Raw genomic sequence first — 16,865 nt, forward strand, 5'->3', positions numbered from 1 at the left:
GGGTTTCCTCCTTGGGTTTACTCTGCTGCCAGATTGCCGGATTGCTTCTTGCGGGCGTGCGCCAAAAGACCGTCACGCACCCATTTCCCGTCATCCCAGGCCTTGTTGCGGGCTGCCAGACGATCCACGTTGCACGGCCCGTTGCCTTTGATCACGTCGAAGAATTCCGACCAGTCAGGTTCTGAGAAATCGTAGTGCCCGCGTTCTTCGTTCCATTTCAGGTCTGAGTCGGGAATGGTCAGGCCCAGATACTCGGCCTGCGGCACGGTCTGGTCGACAAACTTTTGACGCAGCTCATCATTTGTATTGATCTTGATTTTCCACGCCATCGACTGGGCAGAATGAACCGAGTCCTTGTCGGACGGGCCGAACATCATCAGGGACGGATACCAGAAGCGGTTCATCGCATCCTGAGCCATCTTGCGCTGCTCGGGCGTACCTTCGGCCATTTTGCGGATCGCGTCGTAACCTTGCCGCTGATGGAAGCTCTCTTCCTTGCAGATACGGATCATGGCGCGCGAGTATGGTCCGAAAGATGTCCGCTGCAGCGGAACTTGGTTCATGATAGCCGCCCCATCCACCAGCCATCCAACAGCACCAATATCGGCCCAGTTCAACGTCGGATAGTTGAAGATCGACGAGTATTTCATACGCCCATCAAGCAGCATCTCGGTGATCTCGTCCCGGCTGACACCCAGCGTCTCAGCTGCACAGTAGAGGTAAAGTCCATGCCCGGCTTCATCCTGCACCTTGGCCAGCAGGATCGCCTTGCGCTCCAACGTCGGTGCGCGGGTGATCCAGTTGCCTTCGGGCAGTTGACCTACGATTTCAGAATGCGCGTGCTGACCGATCTGACGGATCAGGGTCTTGCGATAAGCCTGAGGCATCCAATCTTTTGGTTCGATCTTGATATCGGCATCAATCCGCGCCTGGAACTCTGCCAGTTTCTCCGGATCTTCGCTTGATGCTTCGGATTTAACCATCTGAGCATACATGTCCCGTCTCCTCCGTTACACGCGTTCAAGAATGAGGGCCGCGCCCTGCCCGACGCCCACACACATGGTGCAGAGCGCATAGCGACCCCCGGTTCGCTTCAATTGATAGGCCGCGGTCAGCACCAGACGCGCACCGCTCATGCCCAGTGGGTGGCCCAAAGCGATGGCCCCTCCATTGGGGTTCACGTGGGACGCATCGTCCGGCAGGCCCAACTCGCGCAGGGTGGCAAGGCCCTGAGAGGCAAACGCCTCATTCAACTCGATCACGTCCATCTGTTCGATGCTCAACCCTGCTCGGGCCAGAACCTTGCGGCTGGCGGGCACCGGGCCGATGCCCATGACACGCGGCGCAACACCCGCAACCGACATGCCCACCACACGGGCCATCGGGGTCAGACCATTCTTGACCGCCGCCGTCTCATTCGCCATCAGAATGGCTGCCGCGCCATCATTTACACCTGAAGCATTGCCCGCTGTGACGGTCTTTTCCGGTCCGTTCACCCCTTTGAGACCCGACAGCTTTTCTGCTGTGGTTCCCGGACGCGGGTGTTCATCCGTATCCACAATGATCGGGTCGCCTTTTCGCTGTGGCACCGAAACCGGAGTGATTTCATCGCCGAAAACACCCGCCGCATGAGCGGCCGCCCACCGGGCCTGGCTGCGTGCAGCAAAGGCATCCTGATCTTCACGACTGATGCCATAGTCCTCAGCCACGTTGTCGGCAGTCTGCGGCATGGAATCCACGCCGTAGTCCTGCTTCATCTTCGGGTTCACGAAACGCCATCCGATCGTGGTGTCGTGCACCGCGTTGTTGCGAGTGAACGCCGAAGTTGCCTTGGGCATCACAAACGGTGCGCGGGACATGCTTTCCACGCCCCCCGCAATGGCCAGATCGTAATCGCCTGCCTTGATGCCACGGGCTGCCATTCCAACGGCATCCATACCGCTGGCGCAAAGACGGTTTACCGTTGTTCCCGGAACGTCGATTGGCAACCCGGCCAACAAGGCCGCCATTCGCGCAACGTTCCTGTTGCTCTCTCCGGCCTGATTGGCATCACCATAGATCACATCGTCGACACTGGCCCAATCGACCTGAGGGTTGCGTTCTTTCAACGCCGCCAGTGGCAAAGCCGCAAGATCATCCGTGCGAACCGAAGACAGCGCTCCGCCATACCGCCCAATCGGTGTACGCGTCGCGTCGCAAATGAATGCGTCCATGTCCGAGGTCTCCTGTTCGCGTCAGTATTCATTAACCGTCTGGTCGGTTTTTATTAAAGTAACCGATTCGAGGCAAGCTTTATGTTACCTTTCTTTGACCACGTTCACCATTTTTGTAACATATAAAGTCAGAACTTTATCGTTGCGATATTCGGGGCCGCCTAAGGCGGTGATCCAAACAATACTTAGCTGACCGGGCGACGCTCACGTCCCGCTCGGAATCAATCGTCTAAAACGGCTTCCAGCGACGCAAGGTTCGGGCGAGGCAACCTGTCTAACAGCTGCACCACGGACTGTCGGCACTCCGCACCTTTCCAGTCTTCTGGCAGAAAGGCAGGTGGCAAAGGGGGATGGCGTAGGATAAGCCGCCGCCACCCATGAACGATCAGAACACGCAGAACGGCAGTTTGCAGGGGGTCTTCCATCCCCTTGGTGGGCAAATGATGCTCGACGAACTGAAGAGTGGTCCAGAACTGACTGTAAGCGTCTTTCAGAGGTTCAGGCCCACACAAATCTCGCATCCAATCGGGCACTGATATGGCACTGCTTTCAATCCCCAGCAGGTCTTCCAGCCCATCAGGGGCCGGGCCCGGTGCCATGGCCGTAGAGGCATTGACTGAGATATAGTCACCAATGAGCATCAGATCTGACAGTTCTTTGCGGGAACTTTCAGAACCGCTGGCGATCAGCACATGCCAGATGTCCGGCTTGTCGGTCTCACGGGAATAGATACGCGGCGCGGCGGCGGCACTTTGGCTGCGACCAAAATCCGTCAAGCGGTGCACGCTGGTGCGCCCCACCCGCGTACTTTCGATCCAACCTTCTTTCCGCAGCCGATGTAGTGCAACACGCGTCGCCTCAGACTTGATTCCGGCCAGACTGGTGAGCGCCGTGATCAAGCTGCCACTGACCCGGTCCGATCCGCTGGGCGCCAAATCTCCAAATATCGTAACCAGCACTGACCACACCCGCTGTGTGCCGGTGTTGGTCAGTTGACTGACACAGGTTTCGAACCAATCAGGGCTGATGTCTTTCATACACGAAGTATAATCGGGCCGAAGGGAATTACCATCCGGCCCATCGCAAGCATCCAAGTGGCTAGTAAGCAACCATCGTCAATAGCTCATATTCTGCGACCTGTTCGTCATCTTGCTGAGTCAGCGTGACGTGCCAACGAACTTCGCCATATTCGTCATTGCGCTTAGTTTTGGCCTTGACCGTCAGGCGCACTTTGATGCTGTCACCGGCTTCAACCGGCTTCATAAAACGCAACCCATCCAGACCGGTATTGGCCAGCACCGGCCCTTCATTTGGTTCGACAAACAATCCAGCGGCAAATGACAGCAACAAATAGCCATGGGCGACGCGACCCGGAAAGAACGGGTTCCGCTCCGCCGCCGCCTGATCCATATGGGCATAGAAGGTATCGCCTGTGAAAGTGGCGAAGTGTTCAATGTCTTCCATTGTTATGGTGCGCGGTTCCGTGTGGATGGTCTCGCCAATCGCAAGGTCATGAAACCTGCGCGTGAACGGATGGGCGGGGCCTTTGACCTCGGTCGCGCCGGGCACCCATCTGTTTCCAATCGCGGTCAACAGATCAGGTGAGCCCTGAATGGCGGTCCGTTGCATATAGTGTTTAACACCACGCACGCCGCCCATCTCTTCTCCGCCGCCAGCGCGTCCGGGGCCGCCATGCACCATATGAGGCAAAGGTGAACCGTGACCGGTGGATTCTTTCATCGAGTCACGGTTGTTGAAGTACAAACGCCCATGATACGCCCCTGCCCCAATGGCGACCTGACGCGCCACGTCAGGATCATGCGTGATGACCGACGCCACCAAAGATCCTTGCCCCCGGTTTGCCAGTTCAATCGCATGGTCGAGATCGCGATAGCCCATGACCGTGCTAACCGGCCCAAAAGCTTCGGTATCGTGTACACGCTGCGCCGCGTCAGGGTTGGCACAATGGTAAAGCATCGGCGGCAGGAAGGCCCCTTTTTCAGGATCTGCTCCATCGACCGCAAAATCATCCGGGTTGCCAAAGACACGCTCGGCCTCTTGGCCAATGATCGTCGCCTTTTCCAGAACGTCACGTTTCTGACCATTCGAGACCAATGCGCCCATGCGGGTGGTTTCAAGCCTTGGGTCGCCAATAACGGTTTTGGCCAGCCGCGCGGACAACGCCTCGATCACGGCTTGCACCTGCACCTCTGGCGCGATGATCCGACGGATTGCGGTACATTTCTGACCAGCCTTCGCCGTCATCTCGCGCTGGACCTCTTTGACGAAAAGGTCGAACTCAGGCGTACCCGGCTTGGCATCTGGACCAAGTATCGAGCAATTAAGGCTATCCTGTTCCGCCACAAACCGCACAGAGTTTTCAAGGATCACGGGGTTGGATCGCAATTTCAACGCCGTATCTGCCGAGCCGGTAAAGCTGACCACATCCTGCAGGGTCAAACGGTCCAGCATGTCGCCCAAACCGCCCGACACCAACTGAAGCGCCCCGGCGGGCAAAATACCGGAGTCCAACATCAACCGCACACACAGCTCGGTCACGTAGCAAGAATTCGTCGCCGGTTTAACGATGGCCGGAACACCGGCCAACAGAGTTGGCGCCAGTTTCTCCAACATACCCCAGACCGGAAAGTTAAACGCATTTATGTGAACCGCCACGCCGTGCAACGGGGTGCAGATGTGCTGGCCCAGAAACGTCCCGTTGCGCGATAGTTGCTCAACATCACCGTCCAGATAGACATGCCCGTCCGGCATTTCCCGGCGTCCCTTCGAGGCAAAGACAAACATCGTGCCAATGCCGCCATCGATGTCGATCATATGGTCCGACTGCGTCGCGCCTGTGTTGAAAGACAGATCATAGAGCGCCTGCTTGTGCTGGCCCAGATGCAGCGACACCGCCTTGAGCATCTTGGCCCGCTCATGAAAGGTCATCTTGCGCAGGGCCGGCCCACCGACGTCGCGCGCATAGTCCAGCATTCCTTGCACGTCCAGTTCCGCGTTGCCCGCAGTTGCAATCACCTCGCCCGTTACGGCGCTGGCAATATTGCGCGCCCCGGCACCAGGCGGCACCCATGCACCGGCGGCAAAGCTGGATATCTGTTGGATGGTCATGAGCGTCTCCTCATCAGTGTCTGGATCCTCACATCACCTAGCCGAACGTGTGAGGTCATATCTTTAACCGTACGGTCGGTCGTTATTTTTGCACAGCAACAACATAAACCGTACCCTTCAAAACTGCGCGGGAAGTCGCGCGAAACCCCGAAACCGGATACGGCCACCGCGTTCAGCACCATCGGTGATGCAATAATTCGGGAAGCGAGCCAGAAAACGCCCGACCGCCACGCGGCCCTCCATACGGGCCAAGGTCAGGCCAACGCAGGTGTGGGGTCCACCAGCAAAGGCGTGATGTTTATTGCGGCGTCGGTCCAACTTCATTTCATCGGGCCGCTCAAACTGTCGCGGGTCGCGGTTGGCGGCTCCGATGCAAAGATGGATATCTGTTCCGGCGGGAATGGTTTGGCCGTGGAAGATGACATCCTCGGTGGTCAAACGGTTGCCGAATTGGTTGGGGCTTTCCAACCTCAGAAACTCGTCCACGGCTGTGTTTATGAACTCTGGGTCGGCCAGCAACTCGGCCCGCTTGTCACGGTGCCGGTCCAGCAACTCCAGCGCGTTGCCGATCAGATTGGTCGTGGTCTCATGCCCAGCATTCAGGATGAAGATGCAGTTTTGGTACAACTCGACCTCGGTCAACCCGCCATCGGTGTCATCCTGCATCAATCGTGTCAGCACGTCCGTTGACGGGTCACCTGGATTGGCGCGACGATCATCTATGATGTGGCGCAGGAATGCTTTGAAGTCAGACACCGCACGGTTGCCCCAGTCTTCTTGGTCCGGAGTTAACTGAGGCTCCAGCGCGCCCAAAATGGCCAGAGACCAATCCCGCAGGGGCCCGCGCTCGGATCGGGGAATGCCTAGTAAGTTGCCGATAATCTCAATCGGGATGGCCCCGGCAAAATCCCCAATCAACTCAACGGTGCCCTTGGCCTGCATCTGGTCCAGCAAGCCGTCGACAAGCTGCACAAGGCCAGGCTCCATCTGCGCCAGTGCCCGCGGGTTCATCGCACCGACCATCACCTTACGAACACGGGTGTGCAAAGGCGGATCATTGAACACCAAACTGGTCGTGTGATGTTCGTATAAAGGGCTGTCGACCCCGTATTTCGGCCCGAAAACCGCCTTCTTGTCCGAAATGAACCGTGTCGTGTCCCGATACACCAGATCCAGATCGTCATAGCGCGAAAGGATGACAGACCCATCGGCTTGAAAGCAGACAGGCGTGTCTTCGCGCAGCGCGGCATAGGCCGGGTAAGGGTCCGCGTGAAAACCGGTTGGAAGTTCGGTCAGAGAGAACATCAGTGACCCATCGCTCCCATATGTTCCGGCAGAACCAGCACCAGCCATGGCACCAGAACGATCAGCGCCAGGCGGAAGATATCCGCCACCCAAAACGGCGTGACGCCCTTAAAGATGGTCCCGGTTGAGACATCCCCCACCACACCTTTCAGAATGAACACGTTCAAACCGACCGGGGGAGTGATCAAGCTGATCTCAGTCACGACAACGACAACGATGCCAAACCAGATCGGATCATAACCCAGCGATGTCACCAGCGGGAAAAAGATAGGCACTGTCAGCAGCAGCATCGACAGCGATTCAAAGACACAGCCCAGAATGATGTAGATCCCGAGGATCATCAGGATCACCATAAACGGCTCAACCTCATAGGCCGTCACCAAAGCGATCAGTGCCTCGGGAAGGCCAGCCAAGTTGATGAAATTCGAAAAGATCTGAGCTCCGATCAGAACCGAGAACAGCGCCGCAGCAGTGAAACTAGTCTCTTTCAACACTTCAAAGATGGAACCAAGGGTTAGCCCACCCCGAGACAGCGCAATCAGGAAGGCACCCATTGCGCCCATGCCAGCTGCCTCGGTCGGGCTGAAGGTCAGGTTCAGCGGATAGAAGTCAAACACCCCGTACAACCCGCCGATCACAAGGAAGAACAGCAGCAGCACGGCCCAGACCGAGCGCAGAGCCGAAAGGCGTTCGCCCCAGCCATGCCGCTCTCCTGCTGGTCCGGCGTCGGGTCTGCGCCAAACGGTCCAACGCACCGCCAGCAGATAGAACAGGATGCCCAACACGCCGGGAATTATTCCCGCAACGAAAAGCTTGCCAATCGAGGTTTCGGTCAAAAGGCCATAGATCACCAGTATAACCGATGGCGGGATCAGAATGCCCAGTGTTCCACCCGCAGCAATCGACGCCGTCGACAACTCATCCGAGTAACCGTAGCGGCGCATTTCCGGCATCGCGACTTTCGACATCGTTGCCGCTGTGGCCAGCGACGAGCCACAAATGGCAGAAAACCCACCACAGGCTGCAACCGTGGCCATGGCGATGCCGCCGCGGAAATGGCCCAGGAAGGCATTCGATACCGCATAAAGTTCACGCGCAAGGCCACCCTTGTTGACGAACAGGCCCATCAGGATGAACAGCGGCACAACAGACAGCCCGTAATCCTGCGCCGTATCGGTGATCTGGCGGCCTACCATGGACATCGCAGCCTTCAACCCACGTTCGGACAGGATGCTGCCGCCGCGTTCATATGCAAAGCCAAGCGTCCCAACTAGCCCCATCGCAAACACAATGGGCAGGCGCAGCAGCACAAGAACAAGGACAAGGGCGAAACCGATCAAAGCTGCAGTCATCAGGAGTGCTCCGACAAGGCTTGGGGGGCAAAAATGTACAAAATCCCGGTGATGATCATCGCGATAGCAGTGATCGCGGTGAAGGCAGCGATGAACCAACCCACGTAGAAGACAGGAATCGACAGGTATTCGGTGACATCGCCGTAGTCCCGCGCCCGCTCTGCCAACACCCAGACACGCTGAATTGGCCAGATCAGCATGATGCCGGATACCAGATACACAATCGCGTCCCGCACCCGGCTCAGCCGCAGACGTGCGAAAATCCCGTCTGTCAGGTCCACGGCGATCTGTCCGCGTCCGGCCGATATTATGGGCAGGACCGAAAAGACAAGGATCGCCATCAGAATACGTGTCAGCTCAGTCGCAGCCTCGATTGGCGCGTTGAAGACAGAACGCAAGATAACGTCGAAAAAGGTCATCACCATTAGGATGAACAGCGCCACACAGGCCAGCAGCGTCGGAACGACACTGATGCGTCGCGCAAAGGTCACGAGTGAGTGCATGATTGGTCCCCGTCGGGTGAAAAGGGCTGGCGGGTCATGCCCGCCAGCCGGGCTGCATTACTGCGAAGCCATTTCATTTACGATCATGTCATAAGCGGCTTGAGCGTCGATGCCCGCGTCGTTGACTTCGTCAATGACCTTGGCGCGCACGTCGACGGCAATCGTGTTGAATTTCTCAAGATCTTCAGCAGATGCCGCGTTGATCGCGTTGCCCTCGGTGGTTTCGGTTGCTTCGCGACCGATGGCGTCGATCTCGTCCCAGATTTTGCCAATCTCGCGGCTCAGCGGTTCACCAAAGACGTTCTCTTCCAAAGCAGCCTGCAGATCTTCGGGCAGATCGGCAAAAGTGTCTTCGTTCATGATGAAGGCAAACGATCCGCGATAGAGACCACCTGGAACTTCGTAAACATTCTGTGCCACTTCCGTGAGCTTGAAGCCCTTGCGGGATTCAAAGGGCATCACAACCCCATCAGCAGCTTTCGAGGCCAGGGTTTCATAGACTTTCGGCGCAGGGACCTGAATGCCGGTCGCACCCAGAGCCGTGCCAACGTCCCCCCCAACGCCACCCGGGATACGCACCTTGAGGCCCGACACCTCATCCAGCGTGGTCACAGGGCTGCTGGAATGTAACTGGGCAGGGCCATGCGTGTGCAGAGCGATCACCTTCACACCGCGATGTTCGTCTGCCTCTTTGAGGAACTTGTCATATGTGCGCCAATAAGCGACCGAGGCGTCCTCGGCCGAACCCTCGTATCCGGGCAGTTCGATCATCTTGGTGGTGACAAAACGACCGGGTTGATAACCATGGAAGATGATCGACGCATCAGCTGCACCATCCATGATCAAGTCCATCTGCGCCGGTGGCGGCGCAATGCCCAGCTTGAGTTCTGCCGTAACCTTACCGTCTGTCGCCTCTTCAACCATCTCCACGAATTTCGGCCACATCTTGGCGTTGATGCCATGGGTCGGCGGCGCCCAGCTTGAAATGGTCAGCGTATAATCCGCAGCCAGTGCCACTGTGCCCGAAACGGCCAACGCGGCCGACGCCAATAATGTGCTTAGCTTGGTGAATTTCATGGTTCTGTCTCCTCCCTGTGAAACATGACTCGAGAATGCGTTAATGGTCGCTTTTGTAACCATCAACATATTAAAGATCCCCCGAATGGTCCGCGATCCTCCAAGAGCCGGGGTTTTCGTTCGCAACTGTCAACATCGTTGCACGCGAAATTGCGATGCCGATTTCCTTGCTGTAGTTCATTGGCCCGCCACGCCACCGCGGGAATCCATATCCATGGATTTGCACCATATCGACAGATTCCGCGTTTTCCGCGATGCGTTCCTGAACGATTAAAGCGCCCTCGTTGGCCAGAACCGCTAGAATACGCGAGGAAATGTCCTGCTCTGTAAAGCTTCGGCGGGTTATGCCCTGTTCGGCCGAGTAGGTTTCGATCAACGCCTCAACTTCCGGGTCGCGGACCGGTTTACGGTTGCCATCTTCGTACCGGTACCATCCTTTGCCCGTACGTTGGCCAAGCCGCCCCATCTCACACAATTGGTCGGCGATGGTGACATAGCGTTCATCAGGGTTTCGTGTTTCGGCGTTGCGCTTGCGGTTGGCCCAGGCGATCTGAAGACCGGTCAGATCCTGCAGCTCATAAGGTCCCATGGGCATCCCAAACGCGCGCATCGCTTGATCCACCTGATAAGGCAGCGCCCCATCGGCCAGAAGATAATCAGCCTCGCGCCGATACGCCGCCAGCATGCGGTTGCCTATGAATCCATCGCAGATACCCGAAAGAACCGACACTTTCCGCAGCTTTCTGCCCAAGGCGAAACCTGTGGCCAAAACTTCGGGCGACGTATCAGGCGTATGTACGATCTCAAGCAGCTTCATCACATGGGCCGGGCTGAAGAAATGCAGGCCAATGCAGCGAGCCTTGTTTTCTACGTCCTCAAAGATGTCTACCGGATCTAGGTAGGACGTATTCGTGGCCAGGATTGCATCCCGGTGCATATGGCTGGCAAGCTCCGCAAACACCGATTGCTTGACGGACAAATCCTCAAATACAGCCTCGATTGCCAACTCGGCATCTGCAGCAACGGCATAGCTCTCGGCAGCCTGAAAACTTGTCAGACGATTACGCAACTGCGCTTCAGAAATCTTGCCCCGTTTGACGGCCCCGTTCAGCAGAGATTCAACCCGCTGCTGAGCGGCCGATGCAGCCTCAGCGTTTTGCTCAATCAAAGTGACCGACAGCCCGCCATTCAGCGCGGCCGTCGCAATGCCTGCACCCATCAGCCCACCGCCGACAACAGCTATCCGAGTGATGTCACGGGCTGTAGAACCCTTGATCAAAGCAGGCTTGGATACGGTGCGTTCAGCAAAGAATGCGTGACGTAGCGCCCTGCTTTCAGCGCTTTGGCGCAAAGCCAAGTGGCGGGCGCGTTCTTTCGGTTGCCCCTCGGCGAATGGCTCAACGGACCAACCGAGAGCGCTCAGGTTTTCCAGCGGCGATGGCTGCCCTTTGGCGCGTTTCCGCAACGCCAGACGGCTTGTTTCAAACAGATCGGGCGCAAAGTCCGGTACAGTGCGCTGACTGACAGGCAGTGGACGTTCAGGCAAGTCGGCAACAAATCCCGAAACTGCATCCAATAGGTCGTCGGCGATCAAATCAATGCCCCCGATTTCCGCCAGCGCTTCAGCTTTCATGATCTTGCCGGAACACGCCATGTCAATTGCAGCTTGCATCCCCACAAGACGCGGCAAGCGTTGCGTGCCACCTGCCCCGGGGATCAGTCCCACATTGACCTCGGGCAAACCAAAACCGGTATCCCGCGCTGCGATCCGCCACGCACAGGCCATCGCTATCTCAAATCCGCCGCCCAGCACGTTGCCGTGCATACAGGCGACAAATGGCACTTTGCTGTCTTCGATCTTCTGAACAACATCCGGTAAATGCGGCTCAATCGGCGGCACATCAAACTCGGACATGTCACCACCAGCGATGAAGGTCCTGCCAGCGCAACACAACACCGCCACGCGCGCGCCCTGAACCGCATCAACAGCGTCGGACAGCCCCTGTCGAACACCGGTCGAGGTCGCGTTCACTAGCGGGTTGTTGACCGTGACCCAAGCCACGTCACCCTTTAATTCAACACTTACCAGCGACGACTGCAACATCGACAACCCTTTTGATCGATCCAGATTCGGTACTGGTTTATATATTGACCAACCGTTCGGTTAATGCAATGATTAAGTTGGAACGAGGCCGGAAGAGAACGTCATGAGCGATACAATACTTGTAGAAAACAACGGGAACTGGGTTGAAATTACCCTGAACCGCCCAGACAAGTTGAACGCGTTCAATGAAGACATGCACGCGGCCCTGCAAGACGCATTGAAGACCGCACGCGACAACGGGGCCCGCGCAATACTGCTGACCGGTGCCGGGCGCGGGTTCTGCGCAGGTCAAGACCTGGGCGATCGCGATCCATCCAAAATGGATGGCCCTCCGGATCTGAGCAAAACGGTACGAACGTTTTATGCGCCTCTGGTCCGGTTGATCCGGTCCTTGGAGTTCCCGGTCATCTGTGCCGTAAACGGAGTCGCCGCAGGCGCAGGTGCAAATCTTGCGTTGGCCTGTGACATGGTTGTGGCTGGGGAAAGTGCCAAATTCATTCAGAGCTTTTCCAAGGTCGGCCTGATACCGGATACGGGTGGCAGTTGGCATTTGCCGCGCCTGTTAGGTGAAGCACGCGCTAAGGGGTTGGCTCTGACCGCCCAACCCCTTTCAGCCAAACAGGCAGAGGATTGGGGACTGATCTGGAAAACACTGCCCGACGATCAACTGATGAGTGAGGCACGCACGCTTACCGCGCAGTTGGCGAACGGCCCAACACTTGGGCTGGGCCTGACAAAGCAATGCATTCAATCTGCGGCCACCACATCGCTTTCGGATCAGCTTGAGATTGAGGCGGACGCGATGAAAACCTGCGGGGAAAGCGTGGATTATGCCGAAGGCGTATCCAGTTTCCTTGAAAAACGCGCGCCAAACTTTCAGGGGCGGTGACGATGACACCAAAGGAACGCGCCGAAAAATCCGCCGCTGCAATGTGGGCAAATGACGAGGCAAGCAAATGGTTCGGCATGGAGCTTGTCGAGATTGACGAAGGCCACGCAGTTCTGGCACTGACCGTCGCCAGCCATCACTGCAATGGTCATGGCACATGCCATGGGGGCGTCACCCACGCTCTGGCCGACAGCGCCTTTGCCTTTGCCTGCAATAGCCGAAACAAGGCAACCGTCGCGCAACACACAATGATCAGCTTCCTCGCCCCCGGAAGCAAAGGCGACCGCCTGACAGCCACCGCGACAGAGGTCACTGTGTCCGGACGCAGCGGTATCTATGACGTTCGCGTCACAAACCAAGACAACACTCTGATCGCCGAGTTTCGCGGCATGTCCCGCGCAGTGGGCGGTCAGAATTTTCAAGAATAGCTTCGCGACTGGAGGAGTGACGCGATGGAAGACCTTTCCCCAAACAAAGCGGATCTTGACCCGATCGAGATCGCCTCGATCGACGAAATTCGCGCCACACAGCTTGAACGGCTCAAGTGGTCCGTACGCCACGCATACGAAAACGTTGCGATGTACAAACAGCGGTTTGACGAAGCCGGTGTGCATCCCGACGATCTGCAGCAACTGACCGACCTTTCGAAGTTTCCGTTCACATACAAAAACGATCTGCGCGACAATTACCCTTTTGGCTTGTTTGCAGTTCCGCGCAGCGAGATCATTCGTCTTCACGCGTCCTCGGGCACGACTGGTAAACCGACCGTGGTGGGTTACACCAGGAATGACATCGACAACTGGGCGGATTTGGGCGCGCGTTCTCTGCGTGCTTCGGGACTGCGCAAAGGCGACATGGTCCACAATGCCTATGGTTATGGGCTGTTCACCGGCGGGTTGGGCGCCCATTATGGGATTGAACGCCTTGGCGCGACCGTTGTTCCCATGTCCGGGGGGCAAACCGAGAAACAGGTTAACCTGATCAACGATTTCCAGCCTGACGGGATCATGGTGACGCCGTCCTATATGCTCAATATCCTAGAGCAGTTCCACAAGGCCGGTCTCGACCCCCGAGAAAGCTCTTTGAAAGTTGGTGTGTTTGGTGCTGAACCCTGGACTGATGCGATGCGGGCCGAGGTCGAAGCCGCGTTTGATATGCATGCGGTCGATATCTATGGCCTGTCCGAGATCATGGGTCCTGGGGTGGCCAATGAATGCGTTGAAACCAAAGACGGTCCGGTGATCTGGGAGGATCACTTCCTGCCGGAAATCATCGACCCCGTGTCCGGTGAGGTCCTGCCCGATGGCGAAACTGGTGAATTGGTGTTCACAACCCTGACCAAGGAAGGGCTGCCAATGATCCGTTATCGCACGCGCGACCTGACATGCCTGCTGCCGGGAACTGCACGTTCCATGCGCCGGATGGCAAAGATTACAGGTCGCAGCGACGACATGATGATCCTGCGTGGCGTAAACGTCTTCCCCAGCCAGATCGAAGAACAGGTCATGGCGACGGGCGGGCTTGCCCCGTATTATCAGATCGAATTGTATAAGTCGGGCCGCATGGATGCGATGCGTGTATTTGTTGAATCCTCAACCGATTCCACCGACGAACTCTCCAAAACTGCGGCGGCGCGAATGCTGACCAAGCGGATCAAGGACGTTGTTGGCGTTTCAACGGAAATTGTTGTAGGTGACCCCGGCGACGTCGAACGCTCTCAGGGCAAGGCGAAGCGCGTCGTCGACAATCGCGATAAGGAATAGACCGTGGCCCGAACAATCGCCAAAGACCACGACCAAAAGCGGGAGCAGATCCTGAAAATGGCGGCCAAAGTGTTTGCCGATCAGGGGTTTGATCGCGCATCGATGACATTGCTGGCCAAAGAATGCGGGATCTCGAAGGCCAACATCTATCACTACTACGACAGCAAGGATGCCATCCTGTATGACATCCTTGAAACATACCTGCGCGAGTTAAGGGATCGGATCTGTAACGTGGATCTTAGCGGTTTGAACCCCGAGCAGAAGCTGCGCACAGCGGTGCGCGAAATCCTGTTTGCTTATCAGGGCGCAGATGACGAGCACCGCGTACAGATCAGCGGCATGAGCGCGCTGACAGACGAGCAGCAGAAACTCCTGCGGGGCTATCAGCTTGATTTGGTGAATTTTGTGCGCGACATCCTCAAAGAGTTGTCTCCCGAAGCTTTCGACGATGCCAAAGACAAGTTGCGCGGTGCCACGATGTCGGTCTTCGGGATGCTGAACTGGTATTATATGTGGAATACCGGCGCGGGCCCCAAAGCCCGCGAAGACTATGCCGATCTGGTCAGCACGCTGACAGTGCATGGCGTGCAAAAGCTTTAGGCGCACAACGCTGCACACAAAACGTTATGTCGCGGCTTTAGACCTATCCAGATAGGCTTGCTTTGCGATCATGACATCCTCGTCCGTCATGTCTGATCGGTTCAGTTCTAAGAAATGTTCTGAGGCCCCAACCGGTTGAACATTCAGGTTGCGGACGGGTGTCAGATCATCCGACCGTACATTCAAAATCGAAAGCACCTTGGTGACGGGAAACAAACGATCGCTCAGACCCGAGGTGTTCAGAGAGATAACGTCAGCTCGTGAAGACATATGCTCGGCGACCCGAGCCACCACGCCATCAAGGTCCGCGCCCGGGTTCAGCAGTTCAGTGTATTCGCACAGGTCTTCTTGTATTCTGTTTCCGCGAATGTTCTGCCAATACACGCTTTTGATCCAATCAGTAGTATCTCTGGTCGTGTAAAAGAATGTGATCCGCGCCTTGTTGTCTGTGAGTCTGTTGATTTCCTCACAGATAACTTCGGCAAGGATGTGCGTTTGGGCATAAGACCACACACCCTTGCGTCCCGGGATCATGCCTGCAAACTCTTCGCTGCTGATCAGCAACGGCAAGTCAGAGTGGCCATCCAACGACAGCAGAACCTGACGGAATTTCATGCGAAATTTTTCAAGCGTTCTTTCTTCCGATACCACTGAAAAACGGCGCGCGGCAACGCCAGCGTCTTTCAAATTCCGTGGCACTAAAGCATTGACTCGGGTCTTTAACCGGAAACGGTTCCTGTACAGCATCGTTTGCAGGGTTCTGGTTCCGGTTTTGTGAAACCCCTGATGGACAACAACCTTCAGCATCGAACCTACGACTCAATCAACGTGCAACTTCGGAAGTTAGAGCCACCGCATCGAAAACTTCAAGCGGTCCAATCGATGCTCAGTTCTTCTCGAAAGGCAAAGCGGGTCAAATGCGCCTCGATCACCTTTTGCCAACGACGCAAATCGCCACGCGGGCCGGTTGTGGCGGTCACCGTCAAAGTGGTTGCATCTGCTGTCAATGTCACCCGATCGCCGTCAGGGAAAGACGCGCTGCCCTGCGTTCCATCAAAGGAGACCTCGGCCTTGTGCGACCAATGTTTGCAGAGCTGCTGCAGGTATTTTGAGGCCGCGCTCGTTTGCGCAATGCCTGTTGCGGTCTGATCAGGCAACAGGCTCAGACCCGCGACAGCGGCAGACCGGATTGATTTGGCAAACAAGGTCACGTCAATGTTGGTGGCCACAAACGTCGCGCCGAGATCCAGACACTTACGTTGAAGGTCTGGATCCAGCGTAAAAATCCCGGCCGCTTTACCTGCTGCCACGATGCGGCGGATTGCATCCAGCACTGCGGCAACCACCTCAGGGTGGTTCGCATCCCCTAGATGGCCCATGTCAGCGGCGAGGTCGGCGGGACCGATAAACACACCGTCCACATCAGTCGCCAGAACATCGTCCAGCGCGTCCATGCCCTTGTTGCTCTCGACCTGCACAAGCAGGCAAATCTGTTCGTCGGCGGATTTCAAATAATCGGGTATCGCAGCGAAGCGTGACGCCCGCGCCAGCGATGATCCAACCCCACGAACGCCATGCGGCGGATATTGCACGGCCCGGACCAGTTCGCGCGCCTGATCGCCGCTTTCGACCATCGGCACCAGAATATTCTGCACTCCTGCGTCGAGATATTGCTTGATCATCCAGGTTTCGCCAATCGGCAGGCGTGCGACCGGCACACTGCCGGACCCCTCAATCACGCGCACCTGCTCCAGGATCGATTGCAGATCGTTAGGCGCGTGTTCGCCATCGACCAGCAACCAATCGAACTGCGCTGTGGCAGCGATCTCGGCCGCATAGGCATTGGCCAAACCAACCCAACATCCGATCTGCGGAGAGCCGGCCGTCAGCGCAGCCTTGAATGCATTTTGTGGCGCAGGCATTAGTTTTC

Annotated in this window: 15 protein-coding genes; 4 read left to right on the top strand and 11 right to left on the bottom strand. The window is 56.8% G+C overall.

From position 1 onward, the window contains the following. Nucleotides 1–17: 17 nt before the first annotated feature. The 9 genes from paaA to GS632_RS08320 all read right to left on the bottom strand — a co-directional run bounded on the left by paaA (nt 18) and on the right by GS632_RS08320 (nt 11,683). Nucleotides 18–995, bottom strand: a complete 978-nt coding sequence (gene paaA / locus GS632_RS08280; protein ID WP_171721296.1) for a 1,2-phenylacetyl-CoA epoxidase subunit PaaA — start codon at nt 993–995, stop codon at nt 18–20. Between the two features lie 15 nt (nt 996–1,010). Next, on the bottom strand, nt 1,011–2,213 hold the full coding sequence (gene pcaF, locus GS632_RS08285; RefSeq protein WP_171176650.1) for a 3-oxoadipyl-CoA thiolase: 1,203 nt from the start codon (nt 2,211–2,213) through the stop codon (nt 1,011–1,013). Between the two features lie 221 nt (nt 2,214–2,434). Further along, on the bottom strand, nt 2,435–3,250 hold the full coding sequence (locus GS632_RS08290) for a PaaX family transcriptional regulator C-terminal domain-containing protein (protein WP_171176648.1): 816 nt from the start codon (nt 3,248–3,250) through the stop codon (nt 2,435–2,437). A 61-nt stretch (nt 3,251–3,311) separates the two neighbouring features. Beyond that, entirely contained in the window at nt 3,312–5,342 is a 2,031-nt protein-coding gene (gene paaZ / locus GS632_RS08295) for a phenylacetic acid degradation bifunctional protein PaaZ (protein ID WP_171176646.1), read from the bottom strand. 117 nt (nt 5,343–5,459) lie between these two features. Then, a complete protein-coding gene (locus tag GS632_RS08300) occupies nt 5,460–6,647 on the bottom strand; it encodes a cytochrome P450 (protein WP_171176644.1) in 1,188 nt (395 codons plus the stop codon). Continuing rightward, nucleotides 6,647–7,999 (bottom strand): TRAP transporter large permease, encoded by a 1,353-nt coding sequence (locus GS632_RS08305; RefSeq protein WP_171176642.1) that lies wholly within the window; start codon nt 7,997–7,999, stop codon nt 6,647–6,649. The genes GS632_RS08300 and GS632_RS08305 overlap by 1 nt, the downstream gene beginning before the upstream one ends. Beyond that, nucleotides 7,999–8,502 (bottom strand): TRAP transporter small permease, encoded by a 504-nt coding sequence (locus GS632_RS08310; RefSeq protein WP_171721295.1) that lies wholly within the window; start codon nt 8,500–8,502, stop codon nt 7,999–8,001. The genes GS632_RS08305 and GS632_RS08310 overlap by 1 nt, the downstream gene beginning before the upstream one ends. A gap of 57 nt (nt 8,503–8,559) precedes the next feature. Beyond that, nucleotides 8,560–9,579, bottom strand: a complete 1,020-nt coding sequence (locus GS632_RS08315) for a TRAP transporter substrate-binding protein (RefSeq protein WP_171176638.1) — start codon at nt 9,577–9,579, stop codon at nt 8,560–8,562. A 70-nt stretch (nt 9,580–9,649) separates the two neighbouring features. Next, nucleotides 9,650–11,683 carry an FAD-dependent oxidoreductase gene (locus GS632_RS08320; protein WP_171721294.1) on the bottom strand — a complete coding sequence of 678 codons (2,034 nt, stop codon included), beginning with the start codon at nt 11,681–11,683 and terminating at the stop codon, nt 9,650–9,652. A gap of 103 nt (nt 11,684–11,786) precedes the next feature. Between GS632_RS08320 and paaG the strand changes: the two genes are divergently transcribed. The 4 genes from paaG to GS632_RS08340 are packed head-to-tail and all read left to right on the top strand — an operon-like array spanning nt 11,787 to nt 14,935. Then, on the top strand, nt 11,787–12,572 hold the full coding sequence (gene paaG / locus GS632_RS08325) for a 2-(1,2-epoxy-1,2-dihydrophenyl)acetyl-CoA isomerase PaaG (RefSeq protein ID WP_171176634.1): 786 nt from the start codon (nt 11,787–11,789) through the stop codon (nt 12,570–12,572). Between the two features lie 2 nt (nt 12,573–12,574). Further along, nucleotides 12,575–13,000, top strand: a complete 426-nt coding sequence (paaI, locus tag GS632_RS08330; protein WP_171176632.1) for a hydroxyphenylacetyl-CoA thioesterase PaaI — start codon at nt 12,575–12,577, stop codon at nt 12,998–13,000. A gap of 24 nt (nt 13,001–13,024) precedes the next feature. Further along, nucleotides 13,025–14,335, top strand: a complete 1,311-nt coding sequence (gene paaK / locus GS632_RS08335) for a phenylacetate--CoA ligase PaaK (RefSeq protein WP_171176630.1) — start codon at nt 13,025–13,027, stop codon at nt 14,333–14,335. Between the two features lie 3 nt (nt 14,336–14,338). After that, nucleotides 14,339–14,935 (top strand): TetR/AcrR family transcriptional regulator, encoded by a 597-nt coding sequence (locus GS632_RS08340; protein WP_171176628.1) that lies wholly within the window; start codon nt 14,339–14,341, stop codon nt 14,933–14,935. 24 nt (nt 14,936–14,959) lie between these two features. On the opposite strand, the gene GS632_RS08345 is transcribed toward GS632_RS08340, so the two are convergent. Both GS632_RS08345 and GS632_RS08350 read right to left on the bottom strand, forming a co-directional pair. Continuing rightward, complete coding sequence (locus GS632_RS08345) at nt 14,960–15,550, bottom strand: hypothetical protein (RefSeq protein WP_171176626.1); 591 nt, start codon at nt 15,548–15,550, stop codon at nt 14,960–14,962. A 251-nt stretch (nt 15,551–15,801) separates the two neighbouring features. Then, nucleotides 15,802–16,857 carry an aldolase/citrate lyase family protein gene (locus GS632_RS08350; protein ID WP_171721293.1) on the bottom strand — a complete coding sequence of 352 codons (1,056 nt, stop codon included), beginning with the start codon at nt 16,855–16,857 and terminating at the stop codon, nt 15,802–15,804. Nucleotides 16,858–16,865 lie beyond the last annotated feature (8 nt).

This window comes from Ruegeria sp. HKCCD7296, assembly GCF_013110775.1.
Classification (GTDB): domain Bacteria; phylum Pseudomonadota; class Alphaproteobacteria; order Rhodobacterales; family Rhodobacteraceae; genus Ruegeria.

Coding starts and splice junctions, on each gene's coding strand:
- paaA (WP_171721296.1), bottom strand. CDS start 995: ATGTATGCTCAGATGGTTAAATCCGAAGCATCAAGCGAAGATCCGGAG.
- pcaF (WP_171176650.1), bottom strand. CDS start 2,213: ATGGACGCATTCATTTGCGACGCGACGCGTACACCGATTGGGCGGTAT.
- GS632_RS08290 (WP_171176648.1), bottom strand. CDS start 3,250: ATGAAAGACATCAGCCCTGATTGGTTCGAAACCTGTGTCAGTCAACTG.
- paaZ (WP_171176646.1), bottom strand. CDS start 5,342: ATGACCATCCAACAGATATCCAGCTTTGCCGCCGGTGCATGGGTGCCG.
- GS632_RS08300 (WP_171176644.1), bottom strand. CDS start 6,647: ATGTTCTCTCTGACCGAACTTCCAACCGGTTTTCACGCGGACCCTTAC.
- GS632_RS08305 (WP_171176642.1), bottom strand. CDS start 7,999: ATGACTGCAGCTTTGATCGGTTTCGCCCTTGTCCTTGTTCTTGTGCTG.
- GS632_RS08310 (WP_171721295.1), bottom strand. CDS start 8,502: ATGCACTCACTCGTGACCTTTGCGCGACGCATCAGTGTCGTTCCGACG.
- GS632_RS08315 (WP_171176638.1), bottom strand. CDS start 9,579: ATGAAATTCACCAAGCTAAGCACATTATTGGCGTCGGCCGCGTTGGCC.
- GS632_RS08320 (WP_171721294.1), bottom strand. CDS start 11,683: ATGTTGCAGTCGTCGCTGGTAAGTGTTGAATTAAAGGGTGACGTGGCT.
- paaG (WP_171176634.1), top strand. CDS start 11,787: ATGAGCGATACAATACTTGTAGAAAACAACGGGAACTGGGTTGAAATT.
- paaI (WP_171176632.1), top strand. CDS start 12,575: ATGACACCAAAGGAACGCGCCGAAAAATCCGCCGCTGCAATGTGGGCA.
- paaK (WP_171176630.1), top strand. CDS start 13,025: ATGGAAGACCTTTCCCCAAACAAAGCGGATCTTGACCCGATCGAGATC.
- GS632_RS08345 (WP_171176626.1), bottom strand. CDS start 15,550: ATGAAATTCCGTCAGGTTCTGCTGTCGTTGGATGGCCACTCTGACTTG.
- GS632_RS08350 (WP_171721293.1), bottom strand. CDS start 16,857: ATGCCTGCGCCACAAAATGCATTCAAGGCTGCGCTGACGGCCGGCTCT.